We start from the raw sequence: 17,890 nt of genomic DNA on the forward strand, positions 1-17,890 counted from the left end.
GACAAGCATTCCTGATCCAGGCTGGGGACGACCCCAAGACCTCGTAAGCACTGTGGGACGACCCACAACCCAACCGCACGGACATGTACCGTCGTAAGGGGCTTCTTATGTTCGAATCATTGTTGATCGCCAACCGTGGCGCTATCGCCTGCAGGATCCTGCGTACGCTCCGCCAGATGGATGTGCAGGGCGTCGCTGTCTATTCAGAAGCTGACGTGGCCAGCCTTCACGTTCGTGATGCAGCCCAGGCTGTGAGCTTGGGGGAGGGCGCTGCTGCCAACACCTATCTGTGCGTTGACAAGATCCTCGCTGCTGCCAGGGAAACCGGCGCAGGCGCCATTCACCCAGGGTACGGCTTCCTCTCCGAGAATGCGGCTTTCGCGCAGGCGTGTGAGGCGGCAGGCATTGCCTTCGTCGGCCCCACGCCCGATCAGCTGAAGCTGTTTGGCCTCAAACATACTGCGCGCGCCCTGGCGCGCGAGCATGGCGTCCCGCTGCTTGAGGGTACCGAACTGCTCGACAGCGTGGAGGAGGCCTTGGCAGCTGCGCAGGAGGTGGGCTACCCGGTCATGCTCAAAAGCACAGCCGGCGGCGGCGGCATCGGCATGCGGGTATGTTGGTCAGCCGCGGAGCTGGAAGACGCATTCGAGACGGTAAAACGGCTGGGTCAGAACAACTTCAGCGATGCAGGCGTCTTCATCGAGAAGTACATCCAGCGTGCGCGCCATCTTGAAGTCCAGGTGTTCGGCGATGGCCGTGGGGACGTCCTTGCACTGGGCGTGCGTGATTGCTCAGTCCAGCGTCGAAACCAGAAGGTACTGGAAGAAACCCCCGCTCCGAATCTTCCGGACGGGATCGCAGCGTCACTTTGTGAGGCTGCCATTCGCCTGGCCAAGGCAGTGAACTATCGCAGTGCAGGTACCGTAGAGTTCGTGTTCGACAGCGATGCGCAAGCGTTCTACTTCCTGGAGGTCAACACCCGCCTGCAGGTCGAGCATGGCGTAACCGAGCAGGTCTGGGGTATCGATCTTGTGCGCTGGATGGTCGAGCTCGCGGCTGGGACCCTGCCACCGCTCAAGGCCCTGGCGCGCACCCTGGCGCCTCGTGGCCATGCCGTTCAGGCCCGGCTCTATGCAGAAGACCCCGGCAAGGAGTTCCAGCCAAGCCCTGGCCTGCTCACCGCCGTTGAATTCCCGGACGCCGACGGCCATACCTTACGTATCGACACATGGGTAGAGGCGGGGTGTGAGATTCCTCCGTACTTCGACCCCATGATCGCCAAGGTCATCACTTGGGCAGATGATCGCGACCAAGCCTGTTCGCGGTTGCACGCTGCGCTCGACAACAGCGTCATCTACGGCGTTGAAACCAACCGCGAATACCTCAAGCAGATCCTGCTGGATGCCCCATTCGCGACCGGCGAGCCGTGGACGCGCTGCCTTGAGGGGTTGGTGTATGAAGCGTCAACCCTCGAGGTCCTCAGCGGTGGCACGCAGACCAGCGTGCAGGACTACCCTGGTCGCCAAGGGTACTGGGCCGTCGGCGTGCCCCCGTCAGGGCCCATGGACAGTCGAGCATTGCGCCTTGGCAATCAGCTGATCGGCAACCCTGAAGGTGAGGCTGGGCTCGAAATCACCATGACCGGGCCGAGCATTCGTTTCAACACCGACGCCGTGGTAGCAGTCACGGGGGCAGAGATTCCGGTACTGATCGATGGCAACGCCGCTGCGATGAACACCGCGCTGCTGATCAAGGCAGACTCGGTACTGAGCATTGGCACGATCGGCGGTGCTGGCGCCAGGGCCTACCTGTGTATACGTGGAGGCATCCAGGTGCCTGAGTATCTGGGCAGCAGGAGCACGTTCACCCTTGGGCAATTTGGCGGCCACGCGGGGCGAGCCTTGCGCGCGGGGGATGTTCTGCACATCCACCGCTTGACCGATTCAAGTGCAGGAAAGCAACTGCCAGAGCAAGCGCCGCTAGGGGCGCGCCGAGAGATCCGTGTGATTTACGGCCCCCATGGGGCGCCCGAGTACTTCACGCCGGCCTATATCGAGACGTTCTTCGCCACTGAGTGGGAAGTGCACTTCAATTCCAGCCGCACCGGTGTTCGGCTGATCGGGCCAAAGCCCGAGTGGGTGCGCGCTGATGGAGGGGAGGCTGGGCTGCATCCTTCTAACATCCATGACAATCCTTATGCGATCGGGGCGGTGGACTTCACTGGCGACATGCCGGTGATACTGGGCCCGGACGGGCCAAGCCTGGGGGGGTTCGTCTGCCCGGTCACGGTGATCGAAGCCGACCTGTGGAAGCTGGGGCAGCTCAAAGCCGGTGATAAGGTCCGCTTCGTACCTACGGACATCGCGCACGCCCGGGCACTGGCGATTTCGCCGTTGCTGGGGGAGGTGCCGGCTCGTACCGCCTGCCCGGTGAAAATGTCCGAGCTTTTGCCTCCAGTCGTGATGGACTTGGGGGAGGGCGAGATGCGCCTGGTAGCCCGGTTAGCGGGTGATACCCATCTGTTGCTGGAAATTGGCGAACCAGAGCTCGATCTGGTACTGCGCTTCCGTGGCCACGCGCTGATGCAGGCGCTGGAAGCCCAGGCGCTACCCGGGGTCATCGATCTGACGCCCGGGATCCGCTCGCTTCAGGTCCACTACCAGCCCGAGCGGCTTCCCTTGGACCACCTGTTGCAAGCCATCGCCGGCGAGTGGGATGCGGTGTGCGCCGCTAAAGATCTTGCGGTACCGTCGCGTATCGTCCACTTACCGTTGTCTTGGGACGACCCTGCGTGCCAGCTGGCCATCGAAAAGTACATGACCACCGTGCGCAAGGATGCCCCCTGGTGCCCAAGCAACCTCGAGTTCATCCGTCGCATCAACGCTCTTCCAGACCTGGATGAGGTGCAGCGCACGGTGTTCGAAGCCAGTTACCTGGTCATGGGCCTTGGCGACGTTTACCTCGGCGCTCCCGTGGCCACACCGCTCGATCCTCGCCACCGCCTCGTGACCACCAAATACAACCCTGCACGTACGTGGACTGCAGAAAACTCTGTCGGCATCGGCGGCGCTTACATGTGCGTTTACGGCATGGAGGGGCCGGGGGGGTACCAGTTTGTCGGGCGAACCCTGCAGATGTGGAACCGCTACAGAGAAGTAGAGGCGTTCGGCGGCAAACCGTGGCTGCTGCGCTTCTTTGATCAAATTCGCTTCTATCCTGTGACAGCCCAAGAGCTGCAACGTATTCGCAGGGACTTCCCGCTCGGCCGATACGACCTGCGTATCGAGCAGAGCCAACTTCGACTGGCCGATTACCAGGTGTTTCTGGCGGGTGAGGCGGACAGCATTGCAGCCTTCCGCAATCAGCAACAGGCCGCGTTCGCCGCCGAGCGGCAGCGTTGGATTGATACGGGGCAAGCGCACTTCGAGAGTAGCGAGGCTGTCGCCGCGCAGAGCGAGGAGAGCCCCCTAGCCAACCATCTGCTGGGCGTGGAGAGCCCGATTGCTGGCAACCTGTGGCAAGTCCAGATCGCTGCTGGTGATGAAGTCGAGGCTGGCACGACCTTGGTGGTGCTTGAATCCATGAAGATGGAAATACCGGTGTGCGCGCCCTGTGCAGGTGTGGTCAGGGAGATCCGCGTGGAGCCAGGGGCAGCCATTCGTGCCGGGCAGCGGGTAGTTGTGATTGAGCCTATCGCTAAAGGGGCCGCCGCATGAAGAATGATCTGCGTATCGATGCATTGCGTGAGCGCTATGTGCGTGGTGACGTGAGCCCTCGGCAGCTGATGCTGGCCTTGCATGACAAGGCCCAGAGCATCAACCCCCAGTTCAACGCGTTCATCCATCTGCTGAGCCCCGAGGAGCTTGAGCCGTACCTTGCGGTGCTGGAGTCGACGCCTATTGAGCGTTTGCCCTTGTATGGGGTGCCTTTCGCCATCAAGGACAATATCGACTTGGCGGGCGTGCCGACCACGGCGGCTTGCCCTGCCTATGCTTACACCCCTGAGCGCTCGGCCAGCGTCGTCCAGCGCCTGATCGACCTCGGTGCCGTGCCATTGGGGAAGACCAACCTTGATCAATTCGCGACAGGGCTCAATGGCACGAGATCACCTTACGGTGCATGCGTGAACAGTGTGAATAGTGATTACCCCTCAGGAGGCTCGAGCGCTGGATCACCTTTGGCCGTGGCACTGGGTATCACCAGTTTCGCCCTGGGTACCGATACTGCAGGCTCAGGTCGCGTACCTGCAGCCCTCAATGGCCTTGTGGGCTTGAAGGCAACCAAAGGGCTGATTTCCACCGCAGGCGTCGTACCCGCATGCCGCACCCTGGATTGCGTCACTACATTCACGGCGACATCACGGGAAGCCAGCCAATTGTTGGCCTTGCTTGCCGTGCAGGATCCTGCGGACGAATACAGCCGAGCCAACCCTGCCTGGAATGATGGCAGTGCGTTTGGGCGCATCACATCCTTCCGGTTTGGCATCCCGCGAGCGTGCGACCTGGAGTTTTTTGGATGCAGCGAGGGGCCAGGGTTGTTTGAAGCAGCCGTCGAGCGCCTGAAGGCGCTGGGGGGAGAGCCGGTCACCATCGACTTCTCACCATTCCTTGAGGCTGCACGCTTGCTGTATGAAGGCCCTTGGGTTGCCGAGCGTTACAGTGTTGTGGGGGCGCTCGCACAGGCCCAACCGGAAGCCGTGTTGCCAGTCATTCATGCGGTGCTTGAGGCAGGCCCGAAGGTAAGCGGCGTCGATACCTTCCGCGCTCAGTATCGGTTGCAGAGGCTCAAGGCCCAATGCGATCAAACCCTGAAGGACCTGCATTGTGTGCTAACGCCCACAATCGGTCGGCCCGTGACCCTGGCCGAGCTCGCTGATGAACCGGTGAAGCGCAATTCTGAACTGGGCTATTACACCAACTTCATGAACCTGCTCGACTATGCAGCCGTTGCTGTGCCCAGCGGTGTCATGCAGAACGGCCTGCCTTGGGGCATCACGCTAATGGGCAGGGCATACACCGACCACTACCTGCTAAGCCTCGCGAACGCCTACCAAGGGCTCGAAGCGCCAGCGAGCGATGCTCGTAATGACATGACCCGCCTGGTGGTTTGTGGTGCCCACCTGGATGGGCTCGCGCTCAATTGGCAGCTCCGCCAGCGTGGCGCACGCTTGCTGGAGTCCACAAGCAGCTCTTCCCACTACAAGCTCTACGCGCTTGCCGGCGGAGCTGTGAAACGACCCGGGATGGTGCGGGTGCAAGAGGGCGGCGCCGCCATCGCCGTTGAGGTCTGGGAGATGCCGAGCATGGAGTTGGGCTCATTCCTGACCGGTATCCCGGCGCCGCTGGGGCTGGGCAAGGTGGAACTGAGCGATGGTCGCTGGGAGACAGGTTTCATCTGCGAAGGCGCGGGGCTTGAGGGGGCCACGGACATCACGGAATGGGGCGGCTGGAGAGCCTGGTTGGCTTCGATGAGCTGAGGGGCGCTGTGGCACCCAGTGCACAGCATCCTCATTTGCCTTGCGTGCACGAGCCTCTGCCGGAGCTCGTGCACGCTGATGATGCCTCAGTTTCAGTACAGCCCCCACACAAACTGAACGCCGAGAGCAGCGCGGGGGTCGGAACGGTAACTGTCACGAAAAAGGAAGGTAGCATGAAAGCGATGACTCGAGTGTTCACTGGCCTCGCCATGGTTGGCGCACTGGCAAGCTCTGCAGCATGGGCTGACCAGCCTGGCGCTGATTGGAAGGTGACCAAGGATCAGGCTGAAGCCACGTTGAAGGGCGCCGGCTACACGCAGATCACCAAGATCGAGGCCGATGACGGTCATTGGGAAGGTGAGGGCATGAAAGCTGACGGCAAGCAGTATGAGTTCCAGGTTGACCCGCACGACGGCAAGATCATCAAAGACGCGCTGGATAACTGATCATCCGGCATAGGGAGGAGCCCGCGCTATAAGGCGGGCTTTTCCAATCTTGGGAATATAGCTCAGATCTCCAACGAAGCCATTGCTGGGTAGATCCACAGACCTTAGCTAGCTGCTGGCTCCCCCTGCGGTAGAGGGGCGGCGTCGTGAGACTTAGGTATCCCTGGTGTTCGGCTCCAGCATCAAACTTACATTTTCAGCGAGCGCTTGTAGCGTGAAGGGTTTGGTCAGTAACCTCATGCAGGGGCCTAGAAACGCCTCTCTGTCAGATGCAGCCTGGGCATAACCTGTCAGGAAGAGCACTGGGAGATTGGGATACCTCTGCTGCACGATCTCCGCCAATTGTCTACCGTTCATGCCTGGGAGCCCCACGTCGGTGACCAAAATGTCGACACTCTCCAGGGTCTTGAGCACGTGCAATGCCTCCTCGCCATCGCTGGCAACGAAAATCTCATAGCCCAACTCGGTGAGCACCTCCTGATTCAGCATCCGGACTGACTGATCATCTTCAACCAGCAGCACTATCTGTCCGGTTCCGTGATTCGCTGCATGGGGTGTTTCAACAGGCTGATGAAGCTGGCCGTCAGCGGTTGGGAGGTACAACGAGATCGTGGTTCCCTTATGTGGAATACTCGATATCTCCATTTTCCCGCGGCTTTGCTTGGCAAAGCCATACACCATCGAAAGCCCCAGACCCGTACCCTGGCCGATAGGCTTAGTGGTGAAGAACGGTTCAATCACTTTTGGCAGGAGATCAGCGCTGATCCCCGTCCCGGTATCCTCCACATCAATCCGGATATACTGCCCGGCTGCGAGCTCATCGGCTTCTGAGGACGCCTGCGCGACGATCACTTCGCGTGTCGATACTGTGATCGTTCCCCCATCCGGCATAGCATCGCGGGCATTGATGACAAGATTGAGTATCGCGTTTTCCAGTTGGTTGGCATCCGCCATGGCGTAGGGGAGGTCGTCGCCGAGTTTCATCAATACCCTGATCTGCTCGGTCGCCGAGCGCTTCAGGAGGTCGTACAGGCTGACGATGAGGTCATTGGCTGATAGCGGTCTTGTATCCAACGATTGCCTGCGGGAGAACGCGAGTAAGCGTTCCGTGAGGGACGCTGCGCGTTTTGCAGAGGTTTGAGCCGCATCGATATAGCGCTCCAGTGCGTCTAGGTTGCCCTTTTTGAGCCTCAATCGAAGCAGGTCGAGAGCGCTTAGAATCCCCGTCAGCATGTTGTTGAAGTCGTGGGCAATTCCGCCAGTGAGCTGTCCAACGGCCTCCATTTTCAGGGATTGTCGCAGTTGATCTTCAGCTCGCTCCCGCTCTCTGCTTTCCCGGTGGAGTTGCTCGACAGCCAGGGCAAGCGCTTGGGTGCGGCCAGCTACCTGCTCTTCCAATGCTTCATTAAACCCACGAAGCGTCAGCTCTGACTGCTTCTGGTCGGTGACGTCAACAATCACAATGGCTGCCCCCATGATCGTGCCATGGGCTCCCCAAAGCGGAACAGCGCTGACCCGTATCCAGGCCTCGTTTTGACCGGCAGGCTTGTGCTGGAACACCATGCCGTCGACAACTTCGCCTCTCAAGGCGCGTGCACCGGGGAATGATTCTGGCGTGACTGGCTGGCCATCAGCGCTTATCGAGACCCATTGCTCCCGGCCATTGATAGCCTTGGAGGGAATAACTCGTTCCGGGACATATTGGTTATAAAGCGGGTTGCTGATCAGCGACACACCAAAGGCGTCGACGAAGCTGATGCCAACAGGCACATTCTCCAGAAGGATACGAAGCCGTTCTCGCTCAATTCCCAATTCCGCAACACGATCGCGCATGTCGAATTGGCGTGCTCGAGATCGCCATGCCGCAGCAATGGCGCTCATCAAGGCAGAGGAGCTCATCGGGCGTTCCAGTACTACTACGTTGGAGGCACTGGAGGGAAGGCGCCTGCGAACTTCATCATTGTCTTTCCCGGCGCGGTTTCGATTGGAGGTCAGCAGCAAAATCGGAATGTCGGACCAGGAAGACTGATTCGCTAACGCCTTTCCGAGGTCTGCGATGTCTCCGCTCAAGGCCTCTTCGGTGATCAGGATGATGCCTGTCTCATCACCAATGTTTTTTGCCAGAGCGCTCAAGTCACAATATGCCTGTACTCGGTAAAGTGTGCCCGCAACACGCTGGAGTACAGCCGCATCGCCTCGGAATGGCGCGACCACCAGCAACGACCGTTCTTGAGATCGGCGGCTAACGTCCAAAGGGGCGGCCTTCCAGCAAGGGTTCTTGGCTACCAAAATATTCGGGAGTTCCGGTCAGCACGCCCTTGAACTTGGTCAGGGGCTCACCAACACGGACGCCTTGGCTATCTATATTCAGTTCGCGAATAGCATCTTCGTGGGCGCCACCACGGTTTTTCAGGACAGAGATCGCTTTGCGCAGACGGCCTTGAGCCTCAAAAAACCTTATGAGGATGACCGTGTCCGCGACGTAAGAGATATTGAGGGTGGTTGTCATCGTGCCGATCAGTCCGCTTTGAGCGTTGATCAGGAACGTTGCCACACCATGCTGGGCGAGATAGGACAGCATTTCGTGCATCTGAAGTATCAGCTGTTGCTCCTGTGGCATCGCCGCCAAGTAGCCGTTTAGGCTATCGATCACGATCACCCGGGCATTCCTGGCCTCTACCTGAGTACGGACTCGCCATGAGAATTCGCCTGGCGAAATCTCGGCAGGGTTGATTTGCTGCACATTCAATAGACCGCTGGCGATGTATTTTTGAAGCGCGAAGCCCATAGCCTCGGCTCTTCTCAACAGCGTGCCGACCCGCTCATCGAATTCATAGACGGTGCAGCACTCACCACGCTCACATGCCGCAGCCACATAGGCGAATGCCACCGTGGTCTTGCCCGACCCCGCAGGCCCGGTGATCAGCGTGCTTGTGCCTCTGAGAGGGCCTCCAGCAAGCAAACGGTCAAGCGCTGCCACGCCACTGCCCACAGGTTCAAGCTCGAAGGCCGAATGTTGTCCTCCCGCCATCATCCGAGGGAAGACATGCAATCCTCCCTTTACGATCACGAAGTCGTGATAGCCGGCAACGAAGTCGACACCCCTTAGCTTCTGAACCTGCAACCGCCGCCGAGCCGCGCCGAAATCAAGCGTTAGTCGCTCCAGCGTGATCACTCCATGGCAGATGCTATGGAGATGGTTGTCATGCTCACCATGGGATGTAGTCAGGTCGTCCACCAGCAAGACTGTGATGTTTCGTCCCGCAAAATACTGTTTCAGTGCCAGTACCTGGCGGCGGTATCGAAGGGGGTCTTGTGCCAGCAGCCTCATCTCAGAAAGGCTATCGAACACTACCCGAGTGGGCTTGGACTGCTCCACGCGCTGCTGGATAAGCTTGATAGTGTTTCCGAGCTCAGCTTCCCACGGATGCAGAATGGTCTGCTCTGCGGCCTCGCCGAAAATCTCGTCCGTCTGGGACAGCTCGAACACCTCGATGCCGTCCAGGCTCCATCCATGTGACCTGGCAACACTCTCAAGTTCATCCGCAGTCTCGGAGAGGGTGACGTACAGCACCGGCTCCTGGTTGGTCACACCACTCAACAGGAACTGAAGCCCTAATGTCGTCTTGCCAGCTCCTGGCGTGCCCTCTACCAAGTAGAGCCTATGCACCGGCAGCCCGCCTTTGAGGATTAGATCCAATCCTTCGTTACCAACAGATAGCGTTGCGGATATCTTATGGGGCATTCATTTTCATTCCTGAACTGGGTGGCCCTGCTTGGGGCAGTGGGCGTCAAGACTGCCGGCGTATTCGCTGAATCTAGCAAACGCGCCTTCACTGCATAAGGTATTGGCGCTGCAGATTCGCGCGATACTCCGCAGTGATATTGATGATTGATCGCAGGGTGCCACCAAAGGTTCATCAAGCGTAGGCTGCTTGAATCGGATGGTCATCGTAGTTCTTGACTGATGCGCCAATGAAAGAAACAGTCAGGCGCGCTCGCCTCGCAGCCATCGCTGGTGATAATGGGAAAGTCGGGTGAGTCCAAAAAGTGCGCCCTGACGCATCACGTCGGCGCGTTCACCAAAGAAGCGCTGAGTTCGTGTAAACACGGCTACCGGCTCGCCGGCGAATGCCCAAGCGAAGCACACGGTGCCTGGTGGTACGCTAGATTCAGGTAGTGGCCCAGCCACGCCAGTGGTGGCGATCACCACATTGGCATCGCTGCCTCTCAATGCGCCCAAGGCCATTTCCCACGCGACTGCTTCGCTGGTGAGGCCATAGCGCTCGATAGTTTCGGCGCTTACGCCGAGCAAGCGCTGCTTCGCACTGGGTGAGTAAACGACATAACCACTCTCCACTACCTCCCCGGCACCGGGTACCCCTGCTAGGAGGGCCACCATGCAACCTGCCGTGCACGACTCCGCAGTCGTCAGGACTAACTGATTGTCTTTGAGATAGCCGAGGGCGGCCAGTACAGGGTCGGTTGCCATTGAAGAATCGACTCGCTTGTTCTTTTGCGGTGGACGCAACCCATCAGGTTTTGGTTCATCGCAGTTTACGTCCGACGTTAGTGGCTGGAGCCTTAACGGTTGCGTAAGGTACCAAGGGCAGGTGACCAGACGTTATGACCGCAGCGTTCACACACGACTGAGTCCACGGGTTCATGGAAGGTCGTGAAGCCGCAACTCACGCAACAGTGCAGGCCGGCGTTCGGCGGCGCCTGGTACTCAGGACGATGTTCGACTGGCAGCACTGAAAGCCCTGGCCGGGTGTCATCAGGCCCGTAGAAATACAGACTGAGATCGCCATCGGTTTCCAATAAACCGAGTCGAACCTGGCCGAGATGCTCCACACCTTGTTGTCGCAGTTCCATGAACAATTCGTTGGACGAGATGTTCAAATTCTGCAGCGAATGAATTTCGTACATCCCGTCCTTTACTACCGTGATGGGTAGCCCATCGATCCAGGCTTCGCATGTTCTGCTGCGCCTCATCAAGGAGATGGTTCCGCGATAGAGCATCAGGAGCGTCAGGAACACCAATCCGACGGGGAGTAAAGGTACATCTTCGTAAAAGGTGACATCACCGGCGGCTGAGCCCAGGGTCAGGATCACCACAAGCTCGAATCGAGACAGTTGCCTGATTCCACGTCGACCACTGAATTTCAAAAAGAAGAACACGGCCAAAAAAGCCGCTGAAACGCGCAGGGCGACCTCCAAGAGAAAGGTCGGCGGGAGTTCGCCAATGAGCATCCTGTGCAGATCAAACGAAACCATTGGGTTTGTCCCACATGTCGCAATCGCCGGTTAAAGATTGACCGGCTAAATTCGACGCTAGTTCACGAGGTGACGCTAAATGGCGACATGGCCTGAGAGGATGATCACTGGAAAAGCAGGATGCTCACGCCATAGGTATTTGGCTAACTCGAGACCATCGATGCCCCTCAGCTTGGAAAAACCGCTTCCATGCTTGAGGGGTAATCCCTTCGGATCTCATAAACGTCCGGCAGAAACGCGGCTGGTCGTAGAAGCCGCACTTCAGGGCAATCCTGTGGGTTGGAGTGCTGGCGCTTCCTCCAATCCGCGCCTACCGGTGCGATGTTACTGAGCAGCGGTGCTTTCAGGTTAGCCCACGTTAACGCGGGCTATTATTCGAGCAATGATCAGAAACCTTCCAGGACAGCTTTGCCCCTGGCTTTACCACTTTCAATCAACGCGTGGGCTCGCTTGAGATTTTCGGCACAAATGCTTCCGAAATGCTCTCCGACAGTCGTCTTCAGTGTGCCCTCGTCAACCAGCTGGGAAACACGCTCGAGCAGTTGGTGCTGTTTGATCATGTCCTCGGTCTTGTACAGCGAGCGGGTGAACATGAGTTCCCAGTGTAGTGACAGCGATTTGCGCTTGAGCGGCATGACATCCAGCTGTGCCGGATCATCAATCAGTGCGAGCTTGCCTTGGGGGCGAAGCACTTCCACCAATTGCGGCAGGTAAGTGTCGGTGTGGGTCAGGCTGATCACGTGATCAATGGGTTCGAGCTTGAGCTCTGCCAACTGAAGCGGGATCGACTCAGAGTGATCAATGACATGATGAGCTCCCAGTTCTTTGACCCAGGCTTGAGTCTCAGGTCTTGAGGCAGTGCCTATGACTGTCAGCTGCGTCAGCTTCCTTGCCAGCTGAACCAGGATCGAGCCCACTCCGCCTGCTGCCCCGACCACCAGGAGACGTTGACCTTTGCCGCCATGTTCTTCGACGGCCAAACGGTCGAACAGCAACTCCCACGCGGTGATCGACGTCAGCGGCAGGGCGGCGGCACTGGCGTCGTCCAAGTTCTTAGGCTTGTGCCCGACGATTCGCTCGTCCACCACATGAAACTCGCTATAGCTGCCTGGTCGATCTAGGGCACCGGCGTAGAACACTTCATCCCCAGGCCTGAAGAGCGTTACCTCTGGGCCAGTCTCGCGGACCACACCGACAGCATCCCAGCCGAGAACGTGTGGTTGCTCTGTACCACGGCTGGCGCGAACCTTGGTATCGACGGGATTGACGGCAATCGCCCTGACCTCGACGAGCAGGTCGCGTGCGCCGGGTTTTGGCTTCGTGAGCTCCGTGTCATACAGAGACCGAGCGTCGTGAATAGGTAATCCGGGTTGCGTGTAAACGACAGCCTTCATGGCACTACCTCTAATAAGAATCAAAAGTTGGCACAGGGTATTGTCTTTGATTAATTCGAAAATCAGCCTCAAAGCAGCAAGGCGTTCTCGCGTGTAATGAAACTAGCGGGAGGCGCTGGCGACCGGTGCCTGGACACCTCGCGCAGTTCATTGGTTGTCGGTAGGTGGGAAGTCGATGTCCGTCATCGCCACATTGTTGAGGTAGTTGGTCAGCGTCAGGAGGGAGACTTGGGCGATGACATCCACGATTTTCGTATCATCCAGCCCTGCTTCCCGTGCTGCCGCCAGTTGCACCTCGCTGACCTGGCCTCGGCTTAGCGTCACCGCTCTGGCGAACGCAGCAACGCCATCGAGAGTGCCGGCACGAGCAGCCAGCAGCGCACCAGCATCCAAACCTGCTTTTTCGCCGAAGAAACTGTGGGCGGCGATGCAGTAGTCACAGCCATTCACCGCTGATGCAGCCAGCGCCGCTACTTCACGCTCGGCAGGGCTGAGGCTGTTCTTGTTAAGGGCTTGCGAGAGCGCCAGATAGCCAGCGAGGGCTGCCGGCGAATGGGCGAGGGTGGCGAACGCGTTCGGGATAAAGCCCAAGCCTTTCTCCACACCCTGCAGGGCACTACGCGCTGCTGCAGGCGCCTGGTCGAGGGTCAGCGCATTGATTCGAGTCATGATTCAGCTTCCTGTGCTGATGATCACTTGGCGTTGTAACGCGGCGCGAGCTGGTTACTCGACAACTGGCTGAACAACGCCTGCCGGCTGGCTTCGTAGTGTTGGAAAGCGTGCAAGTCATGCAGCGAAGGGATGGAGATCAGCACGTCGTTGTCGAAATCCTGCAGAGCACCGTCGACCAGATCATGAGCGGACATGACGATGCCGGGGTCGAGGTTCTCGACAGGCAGGCCGCCGATCTGCCAGAAGTCGGTCGCAGTGGCTCCTGGCAGCACCGCCTGGATCTTGATGCCTTTGTCTGCAAGCTCCTTGTGCAGGGATTGGCTGAAGGCGGTCACGTAGGCCTTGCTGCCACCGTAGACACCGTTGAGCAGCTCTGGCGCAAGGCCTGCGATGGACGAGATGTTGATGACGGCGCCTTGCTGGCGGGCGATGAAACCTGGAACGGCAGCGTAGGTCAGGCGGGTCAAGGCGGTGACGTTGAGGCTGATCATTTCGGCCATGCGTTCGACATCGCTCTCCATCAGGCTTGTGTGAGTGCCGATTCCCGCATTGTTTACCAGCAGGCTTATGCTGGCGTCCTCACGAAGTTGGCGTTCAACCTTAACCAGGTCAGCGGCGTTGGAAAGGTCTGCCGGAATAACCTCCACATTTCGCTGGGTCTCGCTGGTAATACGGCTGGCCAGGGCGTTGAGACGTTCCCGGTTGCGGGCCACCAGTACGAGGTCGTAGCCACGGCGGGCCAAACGCTCTGCGTAGATCGAGCCGATCCCGGTGGAAGCGCCGGTGATGAGCGCGGTGCCTTTGGATTGCTGCGTCATGGTCATGCTCCATTGTTTGGTGTGAAGCCATGATGCAGAAGGTCGCTTTCGGCTTAAATGACGCATAAGATACGTTTTTAGGACATCGCGTAGGGAGTCATTCGATGCACCGGGTCGGCTATCTGATAACCGAAGGTTTCCAGGTCATGTCTTTGGCCACGCAATCTGTCTTCGAGTTTGCCAATATCGTTGCCGGCGAAACGGCTTACAAGATCCAGAATTTTTCCATAAAGGGCGGAACGGTGCGCTCCTCGCTGGGGATGTACATGGATACGCTTCCCTTGGGTGCGCCTGGCTTGGCCGACACCTGGATGATTACCGGGACGTTTACGCCACTGACGCCGCCGAGTGAAGAGGTACTTGCCAGTGTGCGAGGTTTTGTGGACGGTGCGCGGCGCACTGCAGGCCTGTGTACGGGCTGCTTCGTGTTGGCGCAGGCAGGTGTCCTGGACAATCGGCGGGCAACGACACATTGGGCCTATGCCAATAAGCTTCGTGAGTTGTACCCGAAAATCGAGGTCGAAGAAGACCGGATTTTCATCGTGGATGGGCCGATATGGACATCTGCGGGCATGACAGCCGCTCTGGACATGGCATTGGGGATGGTCGAAAAGGATCACGGCACTGAGCTGGCCCGGTCGGTGGCGCGGAAACTGGTCATGCATCAGCGCCGCTCCGGTGGGCAATCCCAGCATTCCGAACTGCTGACGCTTTCCCCTAAGTCTGACCGCATCCAGAGCGCCTTGGATTACGCACGCAAGCATCTTGGCCGGCCACTCAGCGTTGAGGAGCTTGCTGAAGTAGCGCATTTGAGCCCCAGGCAGTTCACCCGGGTCTTTACCGCAGAAACCGGACAGTCACCGGCCAAAGCCGTAGAAAGTCTGCGCCTGGAAGCTGCCCGGTTGATGATCGAGCAGAGCCGGCACAGCTTGGATGTAGTGGCCAGAGAAACGGGGTTCAGGGATCGCCGACATATGCGGGAAGTGTTCATTCGTGGGCTTGGTGTTCCGCCTCAGGCAGTACGTAGGGATGCCAGGCGAGTGGTAACCGGATGAGGGAGGAGGGGCCACCGGGGGCCCTCAGGTAGCCCAGGCCGAGATGCACGCAGCGATGTGACTGGCCGCCGCCTCAGGCTGCTGCATATAAGCCCCGTGGCCAGCGCGAGGGAAGCTCACCAGCATCAGCGTCGGAGGCCGATAGGGTGCCAAGCGGATGGCACTGGGGCGGGCGACTTTTCTAAGCCCGCTAAGCCACCATCACGCTCCAGTTTCTCTATTTGCAAGCGAAGATCATCGATAAGCTCCGCTGAGGATCGGCCAGATTCCAAGCTCAAGGTCAGTGTCAGTAGCGTCAGTGAGCTCACCCCTAGCCGCTGACTGACCTGCTCGAGTTTATCTAACGTCAGGCTGGCTTTGCCCCCCTCCAGCTTAGAAAGAAACGTCCGACTGGTGTCACCAAAGTCACGCTGCGTGATTTTGCGCTGACTGCGTAGCGCCCGGAGGACAAGGGCGAAAGACAATTTCAGTGACATATGCGACCTCTCCGCTTGAGCGTGTCTTCGGTGAAATCCACATGGGATTTCTGCGTAACCTCGAAGCCCGTTGGCTTGCCTGTTCTTGCGGTCAGGAGGAGCTACCGCTCCAGTGAGACACTGTGGATGCATCCAGTATATCTCGCTAAGCGCGTGAGGAGAACATTTGTACTACTCGCGGTGATGGGCGAGGGACTGACGGCCTCTCGCGAAAAGATCGCCATGTTGGTATGGATGTGGACGGACGTCCAAGCTGAGCTGCAGCAAGCGGAGTCAGAATTGACACCGGCGAGGTAGGCGCTTCAGGTCAGCAGCGTGGCTTCTTGAGCATTCAGCACCCCACCTTGTTCGTTGGGGTAGCACCGCCACGCTCTGACTTGTGAAAAAGAGGAGGGCTGTGTTGCCCTCCTTTGAGTCGTCACATCCAGCTTTTGATCTGAGCGCAAACCGCCTCGGTAGAGATGCCGTACCGATCATGCAACGTCGGCAGTGCTCCTGCATCCAGGAAAGCATCCGGCAGGGCAATTTGACGGAAGGTGGGTGCCACTCCGTTGCGCAGCAGCAAGCCTGCGACCGCTTCGCCAAGGCCGCCAATGATCGAGTGGTTCTCGGCGGTAATCACCAAGCGCCCGGATTTACGGGCCTCGCTGAGAATTGCTTGTTCATCCAGAGGTTTGATGGTCGGTACATGTAGCACAGCCACGTCAATCCCGTCCTTTTGCAACCGTGCTGCCGCTTCCAGCGAGCGCATGGTCATTAGACCCGTTGAGATAATCAGCACGTCCCTGCCAGTGCGCAGCGTCTTGGCTTTGCCTATCTCGAACTTGTATCCGTATTCGTCTAGCACCAGCGGCACATTGCCGCGCAGCAAGCGCATGTACACGGGGCCCTGGTGTTCTGCAATGGCTGGCACTGCTTGTTCGATTTCCAAGGCATCACAGGGATCGACAATCATCAGGTTCGGCATGGCGCGGAAAATCGCCAGGTCGTCGGTCGCTTGGTGGCTTGGCCCATAACCGGTGGTAAGGCCGGGCAGCCCGCAGACGATTTTCACGTTGAGGTTTTCTTCGGCGATCGCCATGCAGATAAAGTCATAGGCCCGCCGTGAAGCGAAAACAGCGTAAGTCGTTGCAAACGGCACGCAGCCTTCACGCGCCATACCAGCAGCAGCGCTCATGAGTAGCTGCTCAGCCATACCCATCTGATAGAAGCGATCGGGGTGGGCCTTGGCGAAAATATGCAGGTCGGTGTACTTCGACAAGTCAGCAGACAGGCCCACGATATCCGAACGCTGATCCGCTAGCGCAGCTAGTGCATGGCCGAATGGCGCAGATCGTGTTGCCTGACCTTCGGCGGCGATAGAGGCAATCATCGCTGATGTCGTCAGTCGTTTCTTGCCGGTCTCGGTTGTGTTTGCGCGGCTCATACGGTTCTCCCGACCTTCAGGTTTTGCAGTGCCAGATCCCATTCGTTTTCATCGACGCGGATGAAATGCGTCTTTTCGCGGCTTTCAAGAAAGTCGACGCCTTTACCCATTTTGGTATCGCTGATAATGACCCGGGGTTGTGGGCCCTGATGGCTGCGTGCTGCATCGAAGGCTGTGACCAATGCCCCGATGTCATTACCGTCCACTCGTTGGGTGAACCATCCAAACGCCTGCCAGCGGTCGACGATGGGCTCGAAGGCCAAGACTTCACTCGAGTGCCCATCGGCTTGCTGGTTATTGACGTCGATGATCGCGATCAGATTATCGAGCTTCCAATGCGAGGCCGACATTGCAGCTTCCCAGGTCGAACCCTCGTTCAGCTCGCCGTCGGACAGCAAGTTGTAAACAAACGAATCGGATTTTTTACGCTTCAGACCCAGGCAAGCACCAACGGCAATACCCAGGCCGTGGCCGAGGGAGCCGCCGGTGATTTCCATGCCAGGCGTGTAGGCCGCCATGCCTGACATCGGCAAGCGGCTGTCATCCGACCCGTAGGTTCCCAGTTCATCGAGGGGGATGACCTGGGCCTCGATCAGCGCTGCATACAGGGCAATGGCGTAGTGGCCGATCGACAGGTAAAAACGGTCGCGCTCTTCCCATTCAGGATTGTGCGGTTGATAGCGCAGAGCGTGAAAGTACGACACTGCCAGCAGATCGGCAGCCCCAAGTGCTTGGCCGACGTAGCCTTGGCCTTGCACCTGGCCCATGCGCAGAGCATGGCGGCGAATGTTGAAGGCGCGCTCGGCCAAAGCCGAGAGCCCGGTAGTTGAGGCATTGACAGCCATGGTGA

General features: G+C 58.7%; 13 protein-coding genes. 4 read left to right on the forward strand and 9 right to left on the reverse strand.

The genetic code is table 11. The features are described from left to right. Positions 1-107 precede the first annotated feature (107 nt). From uca to ABRP30_RS12720, 3 genes are all read left to right on the forward strand, one after another. Complete coding sequence (uca, locus tag ABRP30_RS12710; RefSeq protein ID WP_349975446.1) at positions 108-3,716, forward strand: urea carboxylase; 3,609 nt, start codon at positions 108-110, stop codon at positions 3,714-3,716. Then, the gene (gene atzF, locus ABRP30_RS12715; protein ID WP_349975445.1) at positions 3,713-5,476 is read left to right on the forward strand and encodes an allophanate hydrolase; all 1,764 of its coding nucleotides are present in this window, start codon (positions 3,713-3,715) and stop codon (positions 5,474-5,476) included. The genes uca and atzF overlap by 4 nt, the downstream gene beginning before the upstream one ends. Positions 5,477-5,649: 173 nt before the next feature. Further along, on the forward strand, positions 5,650-5,922 hold the full coding sequence (locus tag ABRP30_RS12720) for a PepSY domain-containing protein (RefSeq protein WP_241806958.1): 273 nt from the start codon (positions 5,650-5,652) through the stop codon (positions 5,920-5,922). Between the two features lie 153 nt (positions 5,923-6,075). Here ABRP30_RS12720 and ABRP30_RS12725 read toward each other — a convergent pair whose 3' ends face one another. The 7 genes from ABRP30_RS12725 to ABRP30_RS12755 form a co-directional block, all read right to left on the reverse strand. Then, on the reverse strand, positions 6,076-8,055 hold the full coding sequence (locus ABRP30_RS12725) for a response regulator (RefSeq protein ID WP_349975444.1): 1,980 nt from the start codon (positions 8,053-8,055) through the stop codon (positions 6,076-6,078). 109 nt (positions 8,056-8,164) lie between these two features. Beyond that, the gene (locus ABRP30_RS12730; RefSeq protein WP_267823782.1) at positions 8,165-9,667 is read right to left on the reverse strand and encodes an ATPase domain-containing protein; all 1,503 of its coding nucleotides are present in this window, start codon (positions 9,665-9,667) and stop codon (positions 8,165-8,167) included. Between the two features lie 243 nt (positions 9,668-9,910). After that, positions 9,911-10,414, reverse strand: a complete 504-nt coding sequence (locus ABRP30_RS12735) for a CinA family protein (protein ID WP_349975443.1) — start codon at positions 10,412-10,414, stop codon at positions 9,911-9,913. A 92-nt stretch (positions 10,415-10,506) separates the two neighbouring features. Beyond that, entirely contained in the window at positions 10,507-11,199 is a 693-nt protein-coding gene (locus ABRP30_RS12740) for a DUF421 domain-containing protein (RefSeq protein ID WP_349975442.1), read from the reverse strand. Between the two features lie 386 nt (positions 11,200-11,585). Beyond that, positions 11,586-12,593 carry a zinc-binding alcohol dehydrogenase family protein gene (locus ABRP30_RS12745; protein ID WP_349975441.1) on the reverse strand — a complete coding sequence of 336 codons (1,008 nt, stop codon included), beginning with the start codon at positions 12,591-12,593 and terminating at the stop codon, positions 11,586-11,588. A gap of 147 nt (positions 12,594-12,740) precedes the next feature. Then, positions 12,741-13,262, reverse strand: a complete 522-nt coding sequence (locus tag ABRP30_RS12750) for a carboxymuconolactone decarboxylase family protein (RefSeq protein WP_267823791.1) — start codon at positions 13,260-13,262, stop codon at positions 12,741-12,743. 23 nt (positions 13,263-13,285) lie between these two features. Further along, positions 13,286-14,083, reverse strand: coding sequence for an SDR family oxidoreductase (locus tag ABRP30_RS12755; protein ID WP_267823793.1), 798 nt, complete (start codon positions 14,081-14,083; stop codon positions 13,286-13,288). Between the two features lie 104 nt (positions 14,084-14,187). Between ABRP30_RS12755 and ABRP30_RS12760 the strand changes: the two genes are divergently transcribed. After that, positions 14,188-15,138: a GlxA family transcriptional regulator gene (locus tag ABRP30_RS12760; protein ID WP_267823795.1), complete on the forward strand. Its 951-nt coding sequence runs from the start codon at positions 14,188-14,190 to the stop codon at positions 15,136-15,138. 894 nt (positions 15,139-16,032) lie between these two features. Here the strand turns inward: ABRP30_RS12760 and ABRP30_RS12765 are convergent. Continuing rightward, positions 16,033-17,040: a transketolase family protein gene (locus tag ABRP30_RS12765; protein WP_349975440.1), complete on the reverse strand. Its 1,008-nt coding sequence runs from the start codon at positions 17,038-17,040 to the stop codon at positions 16,033-16,035. Next, positions 17,037-17,885 carry a transketolase gene (locus tag ABRP30_RS12770; RefSeq protein WP_349975439.1) on the reverse strand — a complete coding sequence of 283 codons (849 nt, stop codon included), beginning with the start codon at positions 17,883-17,885 and terminating at the stop codon, positions 17,037-17,039. The genes ABRP30_RS12765 and ABRP30_RS12770 overlap by 4 nt, the downstream gene beginning before the upstream one ends. Positions 17,886-17,890 lie beyond the last annotated feature (5 nt).

This window comes from Pseudomonas sp. WHRI 8519 (assembly GCF_040224055.2).
Lineage (GTDB): Bacteria > Pseudomonadota > Gammaproteobacteria > Pseudomonadales > Pseudomonadaceae > Aquipseudomonas > Aquipseudomonas putida_X.

What these genes read in the sequence shown, in the direction of transcription:
- uca (WP_349975446.1), top strand. Translation starts at nt 108, where the DNA reads ATGTTCGAATCATTGTTGATCGCCAACCGTGGCGCTATCGCCTGCAGG.
- atzF (WP_349975445.1), top strand. Translation starts at nt 3,713, where the DNA reads ATGAAGAATGATCTGCGTATCGATGCATTGCGTGAGCGCTATGTGCGT.
- ABRP30_RS12720 (WP_241806958.1), top strand. Translation starts at nt 5,650, where the DNA reads ATGAAAGCGATGACTCGAGTGTTCACTGGCCTCGCCATGGTTGGCGCA.
- ABRP30_RS12730 (WP_267823782.1), bottom strand. Translation starts at nt 9,667, where the DNA reads ATGCCCCATAAGATATCCGCAACGCTATCTGTTGGTAACGAAGGATTG.
- ABRP30_RS12735 (WP_349975443.1), bottom strand. Translation starts at nt 10,414, where the DNA reads ATGGCAACCGACCCTGTACTGGCCGCCCTCGGCTATCTCAAAGACAAT.
- ABRP30_RS12740 (WP_349975442.1), bottom strand. Translation starts at nt 11,199, where the DNA reads ATGGTTTCGTTTGATCTGCACAGGATGCTCATTGGCGAACTCCCGCCG.
- ABRP30_RS12745 (WP_349975441.1), bottom strand. Translation starts at nt 12,593, where the DNA reads ATGAAGGCTGTCGTTTACACGCAACCCGGATTACCTATTCACGACGCT.
- ABRP30_RS12750 (WP_267823791.1), bottom strand. Translation starts at nt 13,262, where the DNA reads ATGACTCGAATCAATGCGCTGACCCTCGACCAGGCGCCTGCAGCAGCG.
- ABRP30_RS12755 (WP_267823793.1), bottom strand. Translation starts at nt 14,083, where the DNA reads ATGACGCAGCAATCCAAAGGCACCGCGCTCATCACCGGCGCTTCCACC.
- ABRP30_RS12760 (WP_267823795.1), top strand. Translation starts at nt 14,188, where the DNA reads ATGCACCGGGTCGGCTATCTGATAACCGAAGGTTTCCAGGTCATGTCT.
- ABRP30_RS12765 (WP_349975440.1), bottom strand. Translation starts at nt 17,040, where the DNA reads ATGAGCCGCGCAAACACAACCGAGACCGGCAAGAAACGACTGACGACA.
- ABRP30_RS12770 (WP_349975439.1), bottom strand. Translation starts at nt 17,885, where the DNA reads ATGGCTGTCAATGCCTCAACTACCGGGCTCTCGGCTTTGGCCGAGCGC.